General features: G+C 69.7%; 16 protein-coding genes. 12 read left to right on the top strand and 4 right to left on the bottom strand.

Going from position 1 to position 17,199, the window contains the following annotated elements; translation table 11 throughout:
* The first annotated feature begins 127 nt into the window (after window positions 1–127).
* The 11 genes from OP497_RS03920 to OP497_RS03870 all read left to right on the top strand — a co-directional run bounded on the left by OP497_RS03920 (window position 128) and on the right by OP497_RS03870 (window position 8,318).
* Complete coding sequence (locus OP497_RS03920; protein ID WP_280546673.1) at window positions 128–1,078, top strand: calcium/sodium antiporter; 951 nt, start codon at window positions 128–130, stop codon at window positions 1,076–1,078.
* Between the two features lie 39 nt (window positions 1,079–1,117).
* Window positions 1,118–2,113 (top strand): KpsF/GutQ family sugar-phosphate isomerase, encoded by a 996-nt coding sequence (locus OP497_RS03915; RefSeq protein WP_280546671.1) that lies wholly within the window; start codon window positions 1,118–1,120, stop codon window positions 2,111–2,113.
* A gap of 43 nt (window positions 2,114–2,156) precedes the next feature.
* Complete coding sequence (locus OP497_RS03910; protein ID WP_280546670.1) at window positions 2,157–2,714, top strand: HAD hydrolase family protein; 558 nt, start codon at window positions 2,157–2,159, stop codon at window positions 2,712–2,714.
* A 3-nt stretch (window positions 2,715–2,717) separates the two neighbouring features.
* On the top strand, window positions 2,718–3,302 hold the full coding sequence (lptC, locus tag OP497_RS03905; RefSeq protein ID WP_280546669.1) for an LPS export ABC transporter periplasmic protein LptC: 585 nt from the start codon (window positions 2,718–2,720) through the stop codon (window positions 3,300–3,302).
* A complete protein-coding gene (gene lptA, locus OP497_RS03900; protein WP_280546667.1) occupies window positions 3,299–3,829 on the top strand; it encodes a lipopolysaccharide transport periplasmic protein LptA in 531 nt (176 codons plus the stop codon). Before lptC ends, lptA begins: the two co-directional genes overlap by 4 nt.
* On the top strand, window positions 3,829–4,554 hold the full coding sequence (gene lptB, locus OP497_RS03895) for an LPS export ABC transporter ATP-binding protein (RefSeq protein ID WP_280546665.1): 726 nt from the start codon (window positions 3,829–3,831) through the stop codon (window positions 4,552–4,554). Before lptA ends, lptB begins: the two co-directional genes overlap by 1 nt.
* Before the next feature lie 142 nt (window positions 4,555–4,696).
* The gene (locus OP497_RS03890) at window positions 4,697–6,121 is read left to right on the top strand and encodes an RNA polymerase factor sigma-54 (RefSeq protein WP_280546664.1); all 1,425 of its coding nucleotides are present in this window, start codon (window positions 4,697–4,699) and stop codon (window positions 6,119–6,121) included.
* 159 nt (window positions 6,122–6,280) lie between these two features.
* Window positions 6,281–6,589, top strand: a complete 309-nt coding sequence (raiA, locus tag OP497_RS03885) for a ribosome-associated translation inhibitor RaiA (RefSeq protein ID WP_280546662.1) — start codon at window positions 6,281–6,283, stop codon at window positions 6,587–6,589.
* 7 nt (window positions 6,590–6,596) lie between these two features.
* Window positions 6,597–7,070: a PTS sugar transporter subunit IIA gene (locus OP497_RS03880; protein ID WP_280546660.1), complete on the top strand. Its 474-nt coding sequence runs from the start codon at window positions 6,597–6,599 to the stop codon at window positions 7,068–7,070.
* A gap of 54 nt (window positions 7,071–7,124) precedes the next feature.
* Window positions 7,125–8,045, top strand: a complete 921-nt coding sequence (gene rapZ / locus OP497_RS03875; RefSeq protein WP_280546658.1) for an RNase adapter RapZ — start codon at window positions 7,125–7,127, stop codon at window positions 8,043–8,045.
* A 3-nt stretch (window positions 8,046–8,048) separates the two neighbouring features.
* Complete coding sequence (locus OP497_RS03870; RefSeq protein ID WP_280546657.1) at window positions 8,049–8,318, top strand: HPr family phosphocarrier protein; 270 nt, start codon at window positions 8,049–8,051, stop codon at window positions 8,316–8,318.
* A gap of 5 nt (window positions 8,319–8,323) precedes the next feature.
* On the opposite strand, the gene pmbA is transcribed toward OP497_RS03870, so the two are convergent.
* Window positions 8,324–9,664 (bottom strand): metalloprotease PmbA, encoded by a 1,341-nt coding sequence (pmbA, locus tag OP497_RS03865; protein WP_280546656.1) that lies wholly within the window; start codon window positions 9,662–9,664, stop codon window positions 8,324–8,326.
* A gap of 120 nt (window positions 9,665–9,784) precedes the next feature.
* Between pmbA and yjgA the strand changes: the two genes are divergently transcribed.
* Window positions 9,785–10,291: a ribosome biogenesis factor YjgA gene (gene yjgA / locus OP497_RS03860; RefSeq protein WP_280546655.1), complete on the top strand. Its 507-nt coding sequence runs from the start codon at window positions 9,785–9,787 to the stop codon at window positions 10,289–10,291.
* A gap of 121 nt (window positions 10,292–10,412) precedes the next feature.
* Here the strand turns inward: yjgA and tldD are convergent, their stop codons facing one another.
* Genes tldD through rng form a run of 3 tightly spaced genes read right to left on the bottom strand, consistent with a single transcriptional unit; the run spans window position 10,413 to window position 17,186 of the window.
* Window positions 10,413–11,867, bottom strand: a complete 1,455-nt coding sequence (gene tldD / locus OP497_RS03855; protein WP_280546654.1) for a metalloprotease TldD — start codon at window positions 11,865–11,867, stop codon at window positions 10,413–10,415.
* Window positions 11,864–15,718: an AsmA-like C-terminal region-containing protein gene (locus OP497_RS03850; RefSeq protein WP_280546652.1), complete on the bottom strand. Its 3,855-nt coding sequence runs from the start codon at window positions 15,716–15,718 to the stop codon at window positions 11,864–11,866. Before OP497_RS03850 ends, tldD begins: the two co-directional genes overlap by 4 nt.
* A 4-nt stretch (window positions 15,719–15,722) precedes the next feature.
* On the bottom strand, window positions 15,723–17,186 hold the full coding sequence (rng, locus tag OP497_RS03845) for a ribonuclease G (protein WP_280546650.1): 1,464 nt from the start codon (window positions 17,184–17,186) through the stop codon (window positions 15,723–15,725).
* Window positions 17,187–17,199: the final 13 nt, after the last annotated feature.

Genomic DNA, 17,199 nt, shown 5'->3' with positions numbered 1-17,199 from the left:
TCCTCGAAAATATTATCGAACATCGTATCCTAACCATGCCCCGCGGCGCCAGCGTCCCGCGCGTCTTGCACCGCCCGGGCCCGACATGTTCAATGTGCGCCCGCCACTCACCGTCCCGGATCTCGCCATGCTTCTCCCCCTGCTGATCGTCATGCTCGGCTTCGTCGGCCTGCTATGGAGTGCCGACCGCTTCGTCGGTGCCGCCGCCGCCACCGCCTGGCGGGCTGGCATGAGCACCCTGTTGGTGGGGATGACCGTCGTCTCGCTGGGCACCTCAGCACCGGAGATCGTGGTCTCGGTGATGGCCTCTCTCGATGGCGCGCCTGACCTGGCCATCGGCAATGCGCTGGGCTCCAACATCGCCAACATTGCCCTGGTGCTGGGCGTGACGGCGCTGGTGGTGCCGATCCCGGTGCGCTTCTCCATCGTGCGCCGCGAGCTGCCGCTGCTGCTCGGCGCCACGGGCCTGGCCGGCTACGCCCTGGCCAACGGCCACCTCGAGCGCTTCGACGGCGTGCTGCTGCTGGTGCTGCTGGTGTTCAGCCTGTGGTGGCTGTTCCGCGCCGACACCCCCGATGACGAGAGTGCCGGCGAGATCCCCGGCATGCCAATGGGCCAGGCCCTGGGCTGGCTGGTGGCCACGCTGGTGATCATGGTGGCCAGCTCGCGCGCCCTGGTGTGGGGCGCCAGCGAGCTGGCCCGAGGACTCGGCGTCAGCGAGCTTACGATCGGGCTGACCGTGGTGGCCATCGGCACCAGCCTGCCGGAACTGGCGGCCTGCCTGGCCAGCGCTCTCAAGCGCCACCACGACCTGGCCATCGGCAACGTCATCGGCTCCAACCTCTTCAACATGCTGACCGTGCTTCCGGTGCCGGCGCTGCTGGCCCCGGGCGCCACGGACCCCGCCGCGGCCGGTCGCGACTACCCGGTAATGCTGCTGCTGACCCTGGCCCTGGGGGCGCTGCTGCTGTGGAACCGCCGCGGCCACCTGGGGCGCCTGCCCGGGGGCCTGCTGGTGATAAGCTATGCCGGCTATCTGGCCTGGCTCGGCATCGCCGGCCCTTCCGCCGTCGGCTGACCCTTGAGTGAAACCCCACAACGGGCAACAATCACCGCCATGACCAATGACGCTCCCTCAGCGGCCGGCACGTCCCTCCTGCGCGAGAGTGCCCGCCGTACCCTGGAACTGGAACAGCAGGCCATCGCCGCCCTGGCCGGACGCCTCGACGATGCCTTCGACCACGCCTGCGCGCTGATCCTGGCCTGCCGCGGACGCGTGGTGGTCACCGGCATGGGCAAGTCGGGCCATATCGCCGGCAAGATCGCCGCCACCCTGGCCAGCACCGGCACACCGGCCTTCTTCGTGCATCCCGGCGAGGCCAGCCACGGCGACCTGGGCATGATCACCCCCGGCGATGTGGTGCTGGCCCTCTCCCATTCCGGCGAGACCGCCGAGGTCACCGCCCTGCTGCCCCTGCTCAAGCGCATGGGCACGCCGCTGATCAGCATGACCGGCCGACCGGGCTCGACCCTCGGCCGCCATGCCGACGCCCACCTGGATGCCGGCGTCGAGCGCGAGGCCTGTCCGCTGGACCTGGCCCCCACCTCGTCCACCACCGCCGCCCTGGCGCTCGGCGACGCCCTGGCCGTGGCGCTGCTCGAGTCACGCGGCTTCACCGCCGAGGACTTCGCCCTCTCCCACCCCGGCGGCAGCCTGGGCAAGCGCCTGCTGCTGCGGGTCGCCGATCTGATGCACGAAGGCGTTCGACTGCCCAGGGTCGACCTGGGCAGCCCGCTGCGTGATGCCCTGCTGGAGATCACCCGCCAGGGGCTGGGCTTCACCTGCGTGGTCGACGCCGACGGACGCCTGGCCGGGGTCTACACCGACGGCGACCTACGCCGTACCCTCGACCAGCACAGTGACCTCTCGGGCCTCACCGTCGACGATGTCATGACCCGGCCCGGCAAGCGCATCGCCCCGGACACCCTGGCCGCCGAGGCGGTACGCATCATGGAGGACAACCGCATCTCGGCGCTGGCCGTGGTCGATGCCGACGGCCGCCCGGTCGGCGCCCTGCACATGCATGATCTGCTCGCCAGCGGCGTCATCTGACGCCCTTTACGCCCACCCCAAGCCCCAGACTGCTGGAGACACCATGAGCCTCGATTCCCCTCCGCTCGACAGCCAACTCATCGACCGCCTGCGCCGCGTCCGCCTGCTCGCCCTGGACGTGGACGGCGTACTCACCGATGGACGCCTCTACTTCCAGGCCGATGGCGTCGAGATCAAGGCCTTCCACACCCACGATGGCCATGGCATCAAGCTGGCGCAGCGTGCCGGCATCGTGGTGGCGCTGATCACCGGCCGCGATTCGCCGATGGTCAACCAGCGTGCCGCCGCGCTGGGCGTCAAGCATGTCTTCCAGGGGGCCGAGAAGAAGCTCAGCGTGCTGCGCGAGCTGTGCCGCGGCCTGGGGCTGGAGCTCGAGCAGGTCGCCTACTGCGGCGACGACATGCCTGATGTGGCCGCCATCCGACGCGCCGGAGTCGGCATCAGCGTGCCTGGCGCGCCGGCCTATATCCGCCAGCATGCCGACTGGGTTACCGAAGCCGTGGGTGGCCATGGCGCCGTGCGCGAGATCTGCGACACCCTGCTCCAGGCCCAGGGGCACTGGGACGCCGTACTCGACACCTACCTGCACGGCACGACCTGAGCCATGCGCTTGCCGCGCCCTGGCTTTCGCACCGGCCTGTTGCTGCTGCTGCTCGCCCTGGGCGGCGGACTGGCGCTGCTCGACCTGCGCGACACCCCGCTCCCCGGCCCCGTGCCGGGGGGCGAGGCCGGCGAGCCGGACTACTACCTGGAAGACGCCAGGCTGACCCGCTTCGATGCCCAAGGACGCCCCCACCAGCGGCTCGACTCGCCGCGCCTGACCCACACCCCGCATGACGACGTCACCCGTCTGGAGCAGCCGCAGGGACGGCTGCTGGACGACTCGGGACGGGTCTGGCTGGCCAGCGGAGAGCGCGGCACCCTGGGGACGGGCGGCAACCCACTGACCCTCTCCGGCAATGCACGACTCCTGGCCCCCGCCGAGCGCTGGCAGCTCGACACCGAGGTGCTCCACTTCGACGCCGACAGCGGCCATGCCTGGAGCGACACCCCGGCCCAGCTGCGCCAGCCGCCCCAGCGGATGCGTGGCGAGCACTTCGACGCCTGGATCCATGACAACCGCGCCCGGCTGACCGACAATGTACGCGGCCACCATCCGCCCGACACCCGCGAGGAGCCCGAGTCATGACGCCCCCCCCCTTAGCCCCCTTGCTGACCCTTGCTATGGTCGGCTTGCTGATGGGCAGTGCACCAACCCTGGCCCTGGAGGGCGATGCCAGCGCCCCGGTCGAGGTGACGGCCGACCGTCTCGACCTCGATGATCGTGCCGGTACCGCCGTCTACACCGGCGACGTGGACATCCGCCAGGGCAGCATGCAGCTGACCGGCGCCCGGGTGGAGATCCAGCGCAACGACCAGGGCCAACTGGCTCGCGCCACCGCCACCGGCGAACGCGCCTACATCGAGCAGAAGCCCGCCCCGGACGAGCCTCTGGTCCGCGGCTGGGGGCGCACCATCGTCTACCATGTCGCCGAGCGCCGCATCGAGCTGATCGACCGGGCCGAGCTGCATCAGAGCGGCGATACCTTCGACGGCGGCTACCTGGAATACTTCCTCGACCGTCGCGTGGTCCAGGCGCGCGCCGAGGCCGAGGGCGTTAATGAACGCCAGCGCGTACGCATGACCCTGGAACCCGAGCAGCAGGACGGCCAGTGATGAAGACCCTGAGCGCCCTCCATCTGGCCAAGAGCTACAAGCGACGCCGGGTGGTGCAGGACATCAGCCTTTCCATCGAGCAGGGCCGGATCGTCGGGCTGCTCGGCCCCAACGGGGCCGGCAAGACCACCTCGTTCTACATGATCGTCGGACTGGTGCGGGCCGACGCCGGGGAAGTCCGTATCGACGACCTCGACCTCTCCACGGCGGCCATGCACGAGCGGGCACGGGCCGGCATCGGCTACCTGCCCCAGGAGGCCTCGATCTTTCGCAAGCTGTCGGTCGCCGACAACATCATGGCGATCCTCGAGACCCGCAAGGAGCTCGACCGCGCCGCTCGCAGGGACCATCTCGAGCAGCTGCTCGAGGACTTCCACGTGACGCATATCCGCGACAACCTCGGCATGAGCCTTTCCGGGGGCGAACGCCGCCGGGTCGAGATCGCCCGTGCGCTGGCGACGGAGCCCGCCTTCATCCTGCTCGACGAACCCTTCGCCGGGGTCGATCCCATCTCGGTGGGCGAGATCAAGGGCATCATCCGCCAGCTCAAGGCCCGCGGCATCGGGGTGCTGATCACTGACCACAACGTCCGCGATACCCTGGACATCTGCGATACCGCCTACATCGTCGGTGACGGGCGCATCATCGCCAATGGAGATCCTGAAACGATCCTCGCCGACCAGCGGGTCCGCGAGGTCTACCTGGGCGAGGACTTCCGTCTCTGACCACAGTCACCTGATATATCTGTCGTTATTCCGCGACGGCATGAAGATTGCGCATGGCACGATTGTTGCATTTTTTGCGCTTGCAAGCCCCCCGACCAGCGGCTAGGGTTGGGGTTTTCGGCAAGTCGAGGGCACTCGTCTCATGGCCATGAAGGCGTCCCTGCAACTGCGTGTCGGTACCCAGCTGACCATGACCCCCCAGCTGCAGCAGGCCATCGCGCTGCTGCAGCTCTCGACCCTGGACCTGCGCCAGGAGATCCAGCAGGCGCTGGAATCCAACCCGATGCTCGAGGTCGAGGATGACTTCGGCGAGCAGGCGGTGAGCGAGGCGACCGACGAGGAGTGGGCCAGCGAGATCCCCGACGAACTCAGCACCGACAGCGACTGGTCCGACACCTACCAGGACCTCGGCACCGCGCCCACCGGCGGCAGTGGCGAGGGCCCGGACTTCGAGCGCCAGGCATCGGGCCAGAGCCTCCAGGGCCACCTGGCCTGGCAGCTGGCCATGACCGACCTGGACGCACGCCAGCTGCACATCGCCGAAAGCCTGATCGACGGCGTCAACGGCGACGGCTACCTGACCCAGCCCCTGGAGGATATCCGTGACGGCCTCAGGGCCCAGGGCCTCGACGGCCTCAAGACCCGCGAAGTCGAGCAGGTGCTGCTGCGCCTGCAGCAGTTCGAGCCCACGGGGGTCTTCGCCCGCGACCTGCGCGAGTGCCTGATGCTGCAGCTGGCTGCCCTGCCCGACACCACCCCGCTGCTGCCGCAGGCCCGCCGCCTGATCCGCCAGTTCCTAGAGGCGCTCGCCGGCGACGATCGCCGCCTGCTCAAGCGCCGGCTCGGCCTCGACGACGACGCCCTGAACACGGTGATCAAGCGGGTGCGCTCCCTGGACCCGCGCCCCGGCAGCGCCTTCTCCGATAGCGATGGCGCCTATGTCATCCCCGACCTCATCGCCCGCCACACCCGCGATGGCTGGCAGGTGGAACTCAACCCGGAGGCCATGCCGCGGCTGCGCATCCAGCCCGACTATGCCGCGTTGATCCGACGGGCCGACAAGAGCGAGGACAACCAGTTCCTCAAGGACCACCTGCAGGAGGCGCGCTGGCTGATGAAGAGCCTCTCCAGCCGCAACGACACCCTGCTGCGCGTGGGCCGCGAGATCATGGTGCGCCAGCTCGACTTCCTGGAGCGCGGCGAGGAGTCGATGAAGCCGCTGATCCTGGCCGACATCGCCCAGGTCGTGGAGATGCACGAATCGACTATCTCGCGGGTCACCACCCAGAAGTTCATCCACACCCCGCGCGGAATGTTCGAGCTCAAGTACTTCTTTTCCAGCCAGGTGGGGGGCAGCGGCAGCGAGGGCGATGCCCACTCCAGCACCGCCATCCGCGCGCGCCTGCGCAAGCTGATCCAGGACGAGCCGCCTCGCAAACCCCTCTCCGACAGCAAGCTGGTCACTCTGCTCGACGAAGCCGGCATCAGCGTCGCGCGGCGCACGATCGCGAAGTACCGCGAAGCGATGGGCATCCCCTCCTCCAGCGAACGCAAGCGGCTGCGTTGAGGCGCTCCCGCAGGCCCCGGACTTCCTCCTCTCGCGTGGCCGCAAGCGGTTGAAATGACGCCGGTCATGCGCCTTTCGAATCCCCTCGGTCGAGGGGCTATGCAGAACAGCAAAAAGGGTTACAATCGACCCATAACCCGAAAGAGCAAGGAGCGTGTCATGCAAGTCAACATCACCGGCCATCATGTGGAACTGACCGACGCCCTGCGTGACTATGTGCAAGAAAAGCTCACCCGCGTGGAGCGCCACTACGACAATATCACCAACGTGCAGGTCACCCTCTCCGTGGAGAAGGAGCGCCAGCAGGCGGCCTGTACCCTGCATGCTGCCGGTGCCGAACTGCATGCCGAAGCCATGGACAACGACATGTACGCGGCCATCGATGCGCTGGCCGACAAGATCGATCGCCAACTGGTCAAGCACAAGGAAAAGGCCCAGGCCCGCGCCCAGGGCGCCGGTGCCCGCTGATTCCGTCATGACACTGGACGCCATCCTGCCCCCGGAGCGCACCCTCTTCGATGTGCCTGGAGGGAGCAAGAAACGCGTGCTGGAGTTCTTCAGCACCTTCATCGCCCAGAACACGCCCAGTCTCGACAGCCAGGAGGTCTTCAGCCGGCTGATCGGGCGCGAGCGGCTGGGGAGTACCGGTATCGGCCACGGGGTCGCCATTCCCCATGCCCGTAACCCCCACTGCAAGGCCCCCATCGCCGGCTTCCTCAAGCTGGCCGAACCGGTGGACTTCGACGCCATCGACGGTGAGCCGGTCGACCTGGTGTTCGTGCTGCTGGTGCCCGAGGAAGCCGACGAGGCCCACCTGGCCCTGCTCGGCCAAGTCGCCAGCGTGATGAACGATGCCGACACCCGGGCCGGGCTGCGTCACAGCACCAGCCAGCGCGAACTCCATGAACGCCTCACAGAGGCGATCCGACGACAGGCCTCGGCCGGCTGAGCCCTCCCGCCTAGGGGGCCTCTGCCCGGCCATACCCACGACCAGGAGACCCGCATGCAGCTTGTGATCATCAGTGGCCGGTCAGGCTCCGGCAAGTCGATCGCGCTGCAGGCGTTGGAAGACCTGGGCTACTACGCCATCGACAACCTGCCGGCCATGCTGCTCGGTCCGCTCGTCGATGAACTGCAGGATGACCGCTCGCTGCGCTCCTCGATCGCCGTCAGCATCGATGCCCGCAATCTGCCCGCGGCCCTGGAGCGCTTTCCCGAGCTGCTCGAGGAGCTGCGGGGCCGCCGGGTCGACTGCCAAGTGGTCTATCTGACCACCGACGTGCGTGTGCTCCTCGAACGCTACTCCCAGACCCGCCGCCGACACCCCCTGACCCGCGGCAGCGACATGACCCTTGCCGAGGCGATCGATACCGAGGAGCACTCCCTCTCCGAGATCCGCGACCTCGCCGACCTGGTGATCGACACCACGCGCCTCTCGGTGCACGATCTCCGGGGGCGCATCACCGACCAGGTCGCCGGCCACCGCGCCGAGCGGATGACCCTGACCGTGGAGTCCTTCGGCTTCAAGCGCGGCGTGCCGCTCGATGCGGACATCGTCTTCGATGCCCGCTGCCTGCCCAACCCCTACTGGGATCCGGCGCTGCGTGATGCCACCGGGCGCGACCCTAGCATCATCGCCTTCCTCGACGGCTACCCGATCGTCGGCGAGATGCTCGACGACATCCTCGCCTGGGTGGAGCGCTGGCTGCCGCACTACCAGGCCAGCCAGCGCAGCTACCTCACCGTGGCCATCGGCTGCACCGGCGGCCAGCACCGCTCGGTCTACCTGGCCGAACGCCTCGCCGATCAGCTGGCGAGCCGGCATGCCGGAGTGCGGCTGCGCCATCGTGAACTAAGGGTGCAAATCACCCTCCCCGCCGACCAGGACGTGGCCGGGGATAAACAAGAGCAGGAAGGAACCTGACGCGTGCCGAGTCGCAAGCTGACCCTGACCAACCGGCGCGGCTTGCATGCCCGCGCCGCCACCAAGCTGGTGCAATGCTGCCAGCCCTTCGCCGCCCGGGTCACCGTATGCCGCGGTAGCCAACAGGCCGATGCCGACAACATCATGTCGCTGCTGATACTCGCCGCCCCCTACGGCACCGAGCTCGAGGTCTGCACCGAAGGGCAGGACGCCGAGGCGGCCCTCGAGGCGATCACCCGACTCTTCGAGGCCCGCTTCGAGGAGGACGGCTGACGGCGTCAGCCACCCGCCACCATCATCTCGTCGACCAGCCAGCTGCCGGTATGGATGCTGCCGCGAGTATCGATATCGTCGCCGACGCCGACCAGGCCCTGGAACATCGTCTCCAGGTTGCCGGCGATGGTGAACTCCTCCACCGGATGCTGGATCTCGCCGTCCTCGACCCAGAAACCGGCGGCGCCACGGGAGTAGTCGCCGGTCACGCCATTGACCCCCTGCCCCATCAGCTCGGTGACCAACACGCCGCGGCCCATGCGGGCGAGCAGCGCCTCGCGGCTCTCCAGCGGTGCGGTGATGCGCAGGTTGCGCGCCCCCCCGGCATTGCCGGTCGTCTCCAGGCCCAGCCGCCGGGCACTGTAGGCCGAGAGCATGTAGCTGGCCAGGCGGCCGTCGCGCACGAAGACATTGTCGCGGGTCTGCACGCCGTCGCCGTCGAACGGCGAGCTCGCCATGGCGCCGACTTCCATGGGCCGCTCACCGAGGCTGAACCACTCGGGAAAGAGCGGAGTATCGAGCCGATCGCACAGGAAGGAGGCCTGGCGATAGAGGGCGCCTCCGGCGATCGCCCCCATCAGGTGGCCGATCAGGCCACTGGCGAGGGTCGGGTCGAAGAGCACCGGCATCCGCCCGGTGACCGGCCGACGGGCACCCAGGCGTCGCAGCGTGCGGTGAGCAGCACTCTCGCCCACCGCGTCGGCGGCGGCCAGATCGCGTGGGTCCCGGGCGCTGGTGTAGTCATAGTCGCGCTGCATGCCGTTCTCGTCCTCGGCAATCAGCATGCAGGAGAGCGAATGGCGGCTGCCGCGCTGGCTGCCCAGAAAGCCGTGACTGTTGGCATAGACGCGCACTCCCTCGCCGCTGGAGAGGCTGGCCCCGTCGGAGCTCTTGATGCCCGCCATGCCGCGGCCGGCCGACTCGCAGCGCAGGGCCAGATCGGTGGCCGCATCGATGGACAGCGGCCACGGATGGTGGACATCGAGGTCCGGCAGCTCGCTGGCCATCCGTCGCGCCTCGGCCAGGCCCGAGGCCGGATCCTCGCCGGTGTGACGGGCGATGGCCAGGGCCTTCTCGACCACGGCACGCACCGAGGCCTCGCCGGCGTCGCTGGAGGAGGCACTGCCCTTGCGCTGCCCCACATAGACGGTCACGGCGATCCCCTGGTCCCGCGACAGCTCGACCGTCTCCACCTCGCCCTCGCGGACACTGACGCCGACGCCCTGGTCGACGCTGGCCCCCACCTCGCAGGCATCGGCCCCCAGCCGACGGGCCAGGTCCAGGGCCGTCCGGGCGCGACTCTCCAGCAGGGTCTGCTGCGCGGCGGCATCGAAAGCCTGTGTCATGAACGTCTCTCCTCACTTGGTCGGCCATCGGGCCGGCCCTGTCGATGGTGCATTGTCCAGCCCCGTGCCGCGGGCTGATATACTAGTGCGCAATTCGATCCCGACTGAAGTGGAACCGGCATGACCCAGGATGACCTCTCCCCGGCCGACGAGCGGCCCAGCAAGTCCCAGATCAAGCGCGAGATGCAGGCCCTGCAGCAGCTCGGCGAGCAGATCATCGCCATGAGCGATGCCCAGCGCGCCCGTTTCCCGCTCTCCGACGACCTGCTGCATGCCATCGAGGAGACGGCACGCATCAAGGCCCGCGAGGCTCGCCGCCGCCACATGCAGTACGTCGGCAAGCTGATGCGCGGCGAAGACCTCGACGGCATCCAGGCGGTGTTCGACGCGATCGAGAACGAGACGCTGCGCCGCGATCATGCCTTTCATCGCCTCGAGAAGTGGCGCGACCGGCTGATCGACGAGGGCGACGACGCCGTGGAGACCTTCGTCGACGAGTTCCCCGAGGTCGATCGTCAGGCCCTGCGCCAGCTGATCCGCAATGCTCGCCGCGAGCGGGAGCAGGACAAGCCCCCGACCAACGCTCGCCGACTCTTCCGGCTGATTCGCGATACCGCCGGCCTCTGAAGCTGGAAGCTTTAAGCCGGAAGCTGGAAGTTACCAAAGCCCCGTCAAACCATGACTTCTTCCCGCTTCCAGCCGCGAAGCGGCGCTCTTCAAGCTTACAGCTTACAGCTCCCCGAAGGGGTCATGACTGGGTTCCCCCCACGGTCAGTTCGTCGAGCTTGAGCGTCGGCTGTCCCACGCCCACCGGCACGCCCTGCCCCTCCTTGCCGCAGACGCCGATGCCGGTGTCGAGTTCCATGTCGTGGCCGATCATCGAGACCCGGCCCATGGCCTCGGGGCCGTTGCCGATCAGGGTCGCCCCCTTGACCGGCGCGGTGATCTTGCCGTCCTCGATCAGGTAGGCCTCACTTGCCGAGAAGACGAACTTTCCGGAGGTGATGTCCACCTGGCCGCCGCCGAAGCTCACCGCGTAGATCCCGCGGCGCACGCTCTTCAGGATGTCCGCCGGGTCATCGTTGCCGGCGCGCATGTAGGTGTTGGTCATGCGCGGCATCGGCAGGTGGGCGAACGACTCGCGCCGCGCGTTGCCGGTCGGCGCCATGCCCATCAGCCGGGCATTGAGCTTGTCCTGCATGTAGCCGGTCAGGATGCCGTCCTCGATCAGGGTGGTGCTCTGGCCCGGGGTCCCTTCGTCATCGACGGAGAGCGAGCCGCGCCGGTCGTCGAGGGTGGCATCGTCGACCACGGTGACGCCGCGTGAGGCGACCCGCTGGCCGATCCGCCCGGCGAAGGCCGAGCTGCCCTTGCGATTGAAGTCCCCCTCCAGGCCATGGCCCACCGCCTCGTGGAGCAGGATGCCCGGCCAGCCCGGGCCCAGCACCACCGGCATCTGGCCGGCCGGCGCCGCAACGGCCTCCAGGTTGACCAGTGCCTGGCGCACCGCCTCCTTGGCATAGCGCTCGGCGACGTTCTCGTCGCGCAGTCGCACCATGGCATAGCGGCCGCCACCGCCGGCGCTGCCCCGTTCACGGCGTCCGTTGCGCACCGCGATCACGCTGACATTGAAGCGCACCAGCGGGCGAATGTCCGCCGCCAGGGTGCCATCGCTTGCACGCACCAGCACCACCTCGTGGACTCCGGTGAGCGAGGCGCTGACCTGGGCCACCGAGGGATCCGCCGCCCGGGCCACCCGGTCGGCGAGCTTGAGCATGGCGATCTTGTCCTCGGCGGAGAGGCCGGTAAGCGGATCGACCCCGGCATAGCGGGCCTGGCTGGCCATGGCCACGCCCGGCGCCGCCGCCCGTCGCTCGCCGCGGCGCACGATGCCGGCGGCAGTGCGTCCGGTCTCGGCCAGGGCATCGACGGTGATCTGGTTGGAATAGGCGAAGCCGGTCTTCTCGCCGGCCAGGGCGCGCACCCCGACGCCACCATCGATGTTGTAGCTGGCCTCCTTGACCTCGCCGTCCTCCAGCACCCAGCCCTCGTGCCAGCTGCGCTGGAAGTAGAGGTCGGCATAGTCGATGCCCGGGCCCATGGCGTGGCCCAGCCCGTCATCCAGGGCCGCGAGGTCGAGGCCGCCCGGCGTCAGCAGGACAGCGGAGGCCTCGTCGAGCATGGCGTGAGTCTGTGATGTCATTCGGCACTTTCCAGAGAGATCCGCGGCGAGGTCCAGGGGCCCTGCACGCGATAGTGGATTCGGGTCACGCGGTCGATGGCGTCACCGAACAGCTTGTCGGCGAGGTACAGGGCGCCGCCGACCACCGGGGCGCCGGCCAGCACTGCCGCCAACGGCAGGTTGCTGCTCACCGGGACGGTGACGGCCAGGCGCTGGTCGAGTTCCCGACGCGCCAGGTCGACGCTGCCGTCCAGGGTGAAGCGGGTCGCCGGCCCTTCGATCTCCACCGGACCGCGGGTTTCCAGCACTCCACCATACAGGGTAGCGGCACCGGTGACACGATCGAAGGCGGTCCCCTGGCCGGTGACATCGGAGAAGTCGAGCCGCAACCGACGCAACAGGTTGTCGACGTTGAGCAGGCCGACGACCCGCGCCGAGGGCGACTCGATGTTGACGAAGCGCCCGTCGCGCAGCGCCACCTCGAGACTGCCCCGGGAGCGAGCCAGGGCGAACTGCCAGGGCGCCCCCGGCCAGGCCAGCTGGCTCGTCACCCGGGTCTCGGCGCTGCGCACGGCCACCGGCTGGCCCAGCACCGCCAGGGCAGTGCCCAGGTCCCGGCCATCCAGGTCGAGCCGCGCCCGGGTCAGGCTGTCCCCGGCCCCGCTCGCCTCCCACACCAGGTTGCCATGGGCGCTGATCTGGCCCAGCGTCAGGCCCAGGGGATCGACCACCAGCCGGTCGGCCGCCGACCGCCAGCGCCCATTGAAGGGGCCGAGGCGCTGCCCCTGCCAGGTGATCTCGGCGATCCGCAGCCGGCCGTCGGGCAAGGATTCGAGGCCGTCCGGCAGGGGGGTCGCCTCGGGCGGCACATCGAGCTCGTCCAGCAGCCGGCCGCTGCCGCTGGCCGGCGGCACCAGGGCGTCCAGCGCCAGCCGCTCCAGCGTGATATCCAGGGCGTCTCCCAGAGCGGGCCGATACGACAGGTGCCCGCTGGCCAGGCTGCCATCCAGCGAAAGTTCCCAGCCCCCGCCGCGGGCACCGCCCTCCATGGCCAGCGACCCCAGGCAGCGTGACTGGACCTGCAGGCAGTCGGTCTCGATGGCTAGCGAGGAGAGCGCCGCCGGCCCGGCACTGCCGCCCTGGCCGCGGCCGCTCTGGGCGATCAACGGCGACAGCGCACGGGCCCAGTCGGCCACCGGCAGGCGCGGCTGATAGGCCGCGACGCTCCAGCCGGGCCCGCGGGGCCAGGCGTCCGGCCGGCGGCCCAGCCATGCCTGCCCCTGCCCGGAGGCGCCACCGTCGAGCTCGCGCCAGCGCAGGCCCAGCCGGTCGCCGAGGCGGCCATCGAGGCGGCCCTGGGCCAGGTCGAAGGTCAGCTGCAGGGGGAGGCGTGCCTCGCGGCGCTTGCCCAGCGGCTCCGGCAGGGCGATGGCCAGTCCCTCCAGGCCGCTGTCGAGGCGCAGCGAGATGCCCTCGTCGCCGAACGCCAGGCGCCCCTGCCAGGGCAGCTGGCCCGCGATCAGGCCGCCGAGGCCCGGCATGCCGCTCCACTCGGCGATGGCCTGCGCCTCGGCCCGGCCGGCGAGGTCGAACCCGCCGCCGAGAGTGTCGATCTCGCTGGTCACGGGCCCGCCCAGCAGTCGCCCGGCCAGGCGACCCTCCAGGCCGCCCTCCTCGCCGCGCTGACGCCAGGCGAGAGGGCCCTGGAGGTCGCGGAACGCCAGCTGCAAGGGGGCATGGACGAGCCTCGGGAAGTCCGCCTCGGTGGCGATGTCCAGGGCCAGGGACTCGGGCTCGCCCAGGGTCAGCGACAGGTCCAGGGTGCCAGACGCTCGGCCCTCGCCCTGCCAGTCCTCCACCGCCGCCATGCCCTCGACGGGCAGCGCCAGCAGGTAGCGGCGCAGCGCCGCGGCCGAGGCCTCCAGCTCGCCATTCACCTCCAGACGCTCGTCCGCCAGGCGCACCTCGCCGGCACGCGCCTCGACCCCCAGGCTCTCAGCGCGGTCCACCTCCGCCGTCAGGGTCCCGTCTTCCATCCGCAGGCGCCCGCTGACCTCCTCGAGGGCCGGCCAGCCGAGCGCAAAGGGCAGGCGACCCTCCTCCACGGCCAGATCCAGTTGCAGGGATGGCGAGGTCTGCTCGCCTTCACCGCTCAAGGGCACATGGAGGCGCAGTGAGCCCTCGGGCACCCGGCCGGCCAGCCCGCCGGCCAGCCAGTCGGCGAGCTCCGGCCCCAGCACGCCCACCGGCAGCCAGTCGATCAGGGGAGTGTCGACGGCGTCCACCTCGCGGAAGTCGAGCTGGAGACCGAAGCCGCCGCGCTGGCCACCGCCCACCGAGAGCCCGAAGCCTCCCTCGACCGTTGCCCCGTTCCAGACGACCTCGAGCTCGCGCCCGCTGACGAAGCTGCGCGGGCCATCGTAGGCCCAGTCGATCACGCCGCTGGCCCGGGAGAGCGCCATGGGCGCGCCGAACACCCGCGGAAAGTGCAGCCGGCTGTCGCGGCCGGCGAACTCGACGTGGCCCCTGAGGCCCCGCGAGGTCACCCAGACATCCAGGGGGCCGCCCCCGGGGGCGTGCTGCCAGGGGGACACCGCCACCTCGGTTGCCGAGGCCCGGGCGATCCAGTCGCCGCCCTCCCGGCCCAGCCCCAGGGCGGTGACCCGTCCGCGCGGGTCCAGGCTGTCGAGCACCCGCGCCAGGGCCTCGGGCAGTGGCAGCCGGTCGCGCCAGGCGGCCAGGGCTCCGAGGTCGAACTCGCTGGTGTTGAGCCACCAGCCATCGTCTCGGCTGCGAACATGCCAGTAGCGAGGCACGGCCGGCCCGGTGGCTGCTGCTTCGCCCTCCCCCTCGGGGCGGGCCCAGTCGGCGCTGCGCGCATCGCCCTCGAGCCAGCCCTGCCAGCCCGACGCCTCGCGCAGCCACTGGCCGCGGGCCGTCACTCGGTTGAGCACGATGGCCGACGGTGACGTCTCGTCGGCGGCGGACTCGGGCTGGGCGAGGGCCAGCAGGGGGGCGTCGATGTCGAGGCGCAGGTCGGCCAGGGCGCCCCGATGCCAGCGGCCCCAGAGGCGCGCCTCGCCGCTGGCGGCCTCCAGGCGCAGGGCGTCGCCATAACCCAGCACCTCGGACAGCCCCAGCAGGCTGTCCAGGCGCATCTCGGCCTGCAGGGCCGCGCTGAAGTCGCGCAGTCCCGAGGGCCCGGGGACCAGTTCCATCACCGCCCGGATGGCCTGCCCCCGCTGCCCCTCCACCAGCACCTCGCCCTCCAGGTGGGTGCGGCGCGCGTCCCCGGTCATCACCAGGCGCGGCGCCTTGAGCACGGCACGCTCCTTGCGGCCATGCAGCACCAGGCTGACGTCCTCGACCCAGGCACTCTGGCGCAGCAACATGCCGACCCAGAAGTCGAGGCGATCGAGGTCGAAGGCGGCCTCGGGCACCAGCTCGGGGGGAAGCTCCGCGGGCGCTGGCCAGTGCCAGCGTCCGGCCGGATCCTGGTAGAGGTGCACGGTCACGCCCTGTACCCGGGCATCAGCCACCAGGGGCACCCCGGCGGCCAGGCTGGCGAGGCTGTCCAGGCGCAGCTGCGCCCGCTTCACCTCGAGCAAGGGGACATGCCCCAGCCCCTCCCGGGAGCGGATCAGCAGGTCGTCGATCGCCAGGTGCGGATCCAGCCGCTGCAGACCAACCGTCAACTCGTCCAGCTCGACCACCGCATTGAAGCGCGCCGAGAGCAGGCGCTCCAGTCGCGGCGCCTGCTCCTCGAGCAGCACCGGTAGCAGGCGCAGCATCAGGGTCAGCACCGCCAGCAGCGACAGCAGCAGCGCCACCAGGGTCAACAGCCAGCGAGAGACCAGGCGGGTCAAGGACATGGGCTCACATCAGCACGATGTCGTACTGCTCCTGGGAGTAGTGGATCTCCACCTGGAAGCGGATCGGCTTGCCAATGAACTCTTCCAGATCGGCCACCGCGGCGGACTCCTCGTCGAGCAGGCGATCCACCACCGCCTGGGAGGCCAGCACGGCATAGGTCTCGGCACTGTAGGCCCGGTCCTCGCGCAGGATCTCGCGGAAGACCTCGTAGCAGACCGACTCCGGGGTCTTGAGCGTGCCGCGGCCCGCACAGGTCGGACAGGGCTCGCACAGCGTCTGCTCCAGGCTCTCCCGGGTGCGCTTGCGGGTCAGCTGGACGAGGCCCAGCTCGGTGACGCCGGTACACTTGGTCTTGGCGTGATCGCGCTCCAGCGACTTCTCGAGCATGCGCAGCACCTGACGCTGATGCTCGGTGTCATCCATGTCGATGAAGTCGATGATGATGATGCCGCCGAGGTTGCGCAGCCGCAGCTGGCGGGCGATCGCGGTGGCGGCCTCGAGGTTGGTCTTGAAGATCGTCTCCTCGAGGTTGCGATGGCCCACGTAGCCGCCGGTGTTGACGTCGATGGTGGTCATCGCCTCGGTGGGGTCGATGACCAGATACCCGCCCGACTTGAGCTGCACCTTGCGCCCCAGCGCCTTCTGGATCTCGTCCTCGACGCTGAACAGGTCGAAGATCGGCCGCTCGCCGGCATAGTGCTCGATACGCTCCACCGCCGCAGGCATGAACTCCTCGGCAAACTCGATCAGCTTGACGTAATTTTCCCGGGAGTCGATGCGCACCTTCTCGATATCGTCGCGCATGACGTCGCGCAGGGTGCGCATGAACAGGGGGAGGTCGTCGTAGACCACACCGGGGGCCGGCGCGGTCACCTTGCGCTCGCTGACCCGCCGCCACAGACGCAGCAGGAAGTGCATGTCGGCGGCGAGTTCCTCGACGCCGACGCCCTCGGCGGCGGTGCGCACGATGAAGCCGCCGGTCACCTCCAGCTGCTGCTCGGTGCCGGCCGCCTCGACCAGGCCGCGCAGGCGCTCGCGCTCCATCTCGTCCTCGATGCGCTGGGAGACCCCGTGGTGGGGCGAATCGGGCATGTAGACCAGGTAGCGCGAGGGCACCGAGAGATGGGTGGTCAGCCGCGCCCCCTTGGAGCCGATCGGGTCCTTGGTCACCTGCACCACCAGGGCCTGGCCCTCATGCAGCAGCGCCGCGATGGAGACCTGCTCGTCGGCCGGGGTGCCGGAAGGCATCACCTCGTGGGCATGAATGAAGGCGGCACGGTCCAGGCCGATGTCGACGAAGGCGGCCTGCATGCCCGGCAGCACGCGTACCACCTTGCCCTTGTAGATGTTGCCGACGATGCCACGGCGTCGGGCCCGCTCGATGAAGGCCTCCTGCAGCACGCCGTTCTCCACCACGGCGACACGGGTTTCCATCGGCGTCAGGTTGATGAGTACTTCACCGCTCATGCGGAAATCCTTG

This window comes from Halomonas sp. 11-S5, from assembly GCF_029889825.1.
In the GTDB taxonomy this organism is placed as follows: domain Bacteria; phylum Pseudomonadota; class Gammaproteobacteria; order Pseudomonadales; family Halomonadaceae; genus Halomonas.
Note: the sequence above shows the minus strand (reverse complement) of the source record. Positions and strands in the feature narration are given on the sequence as shown.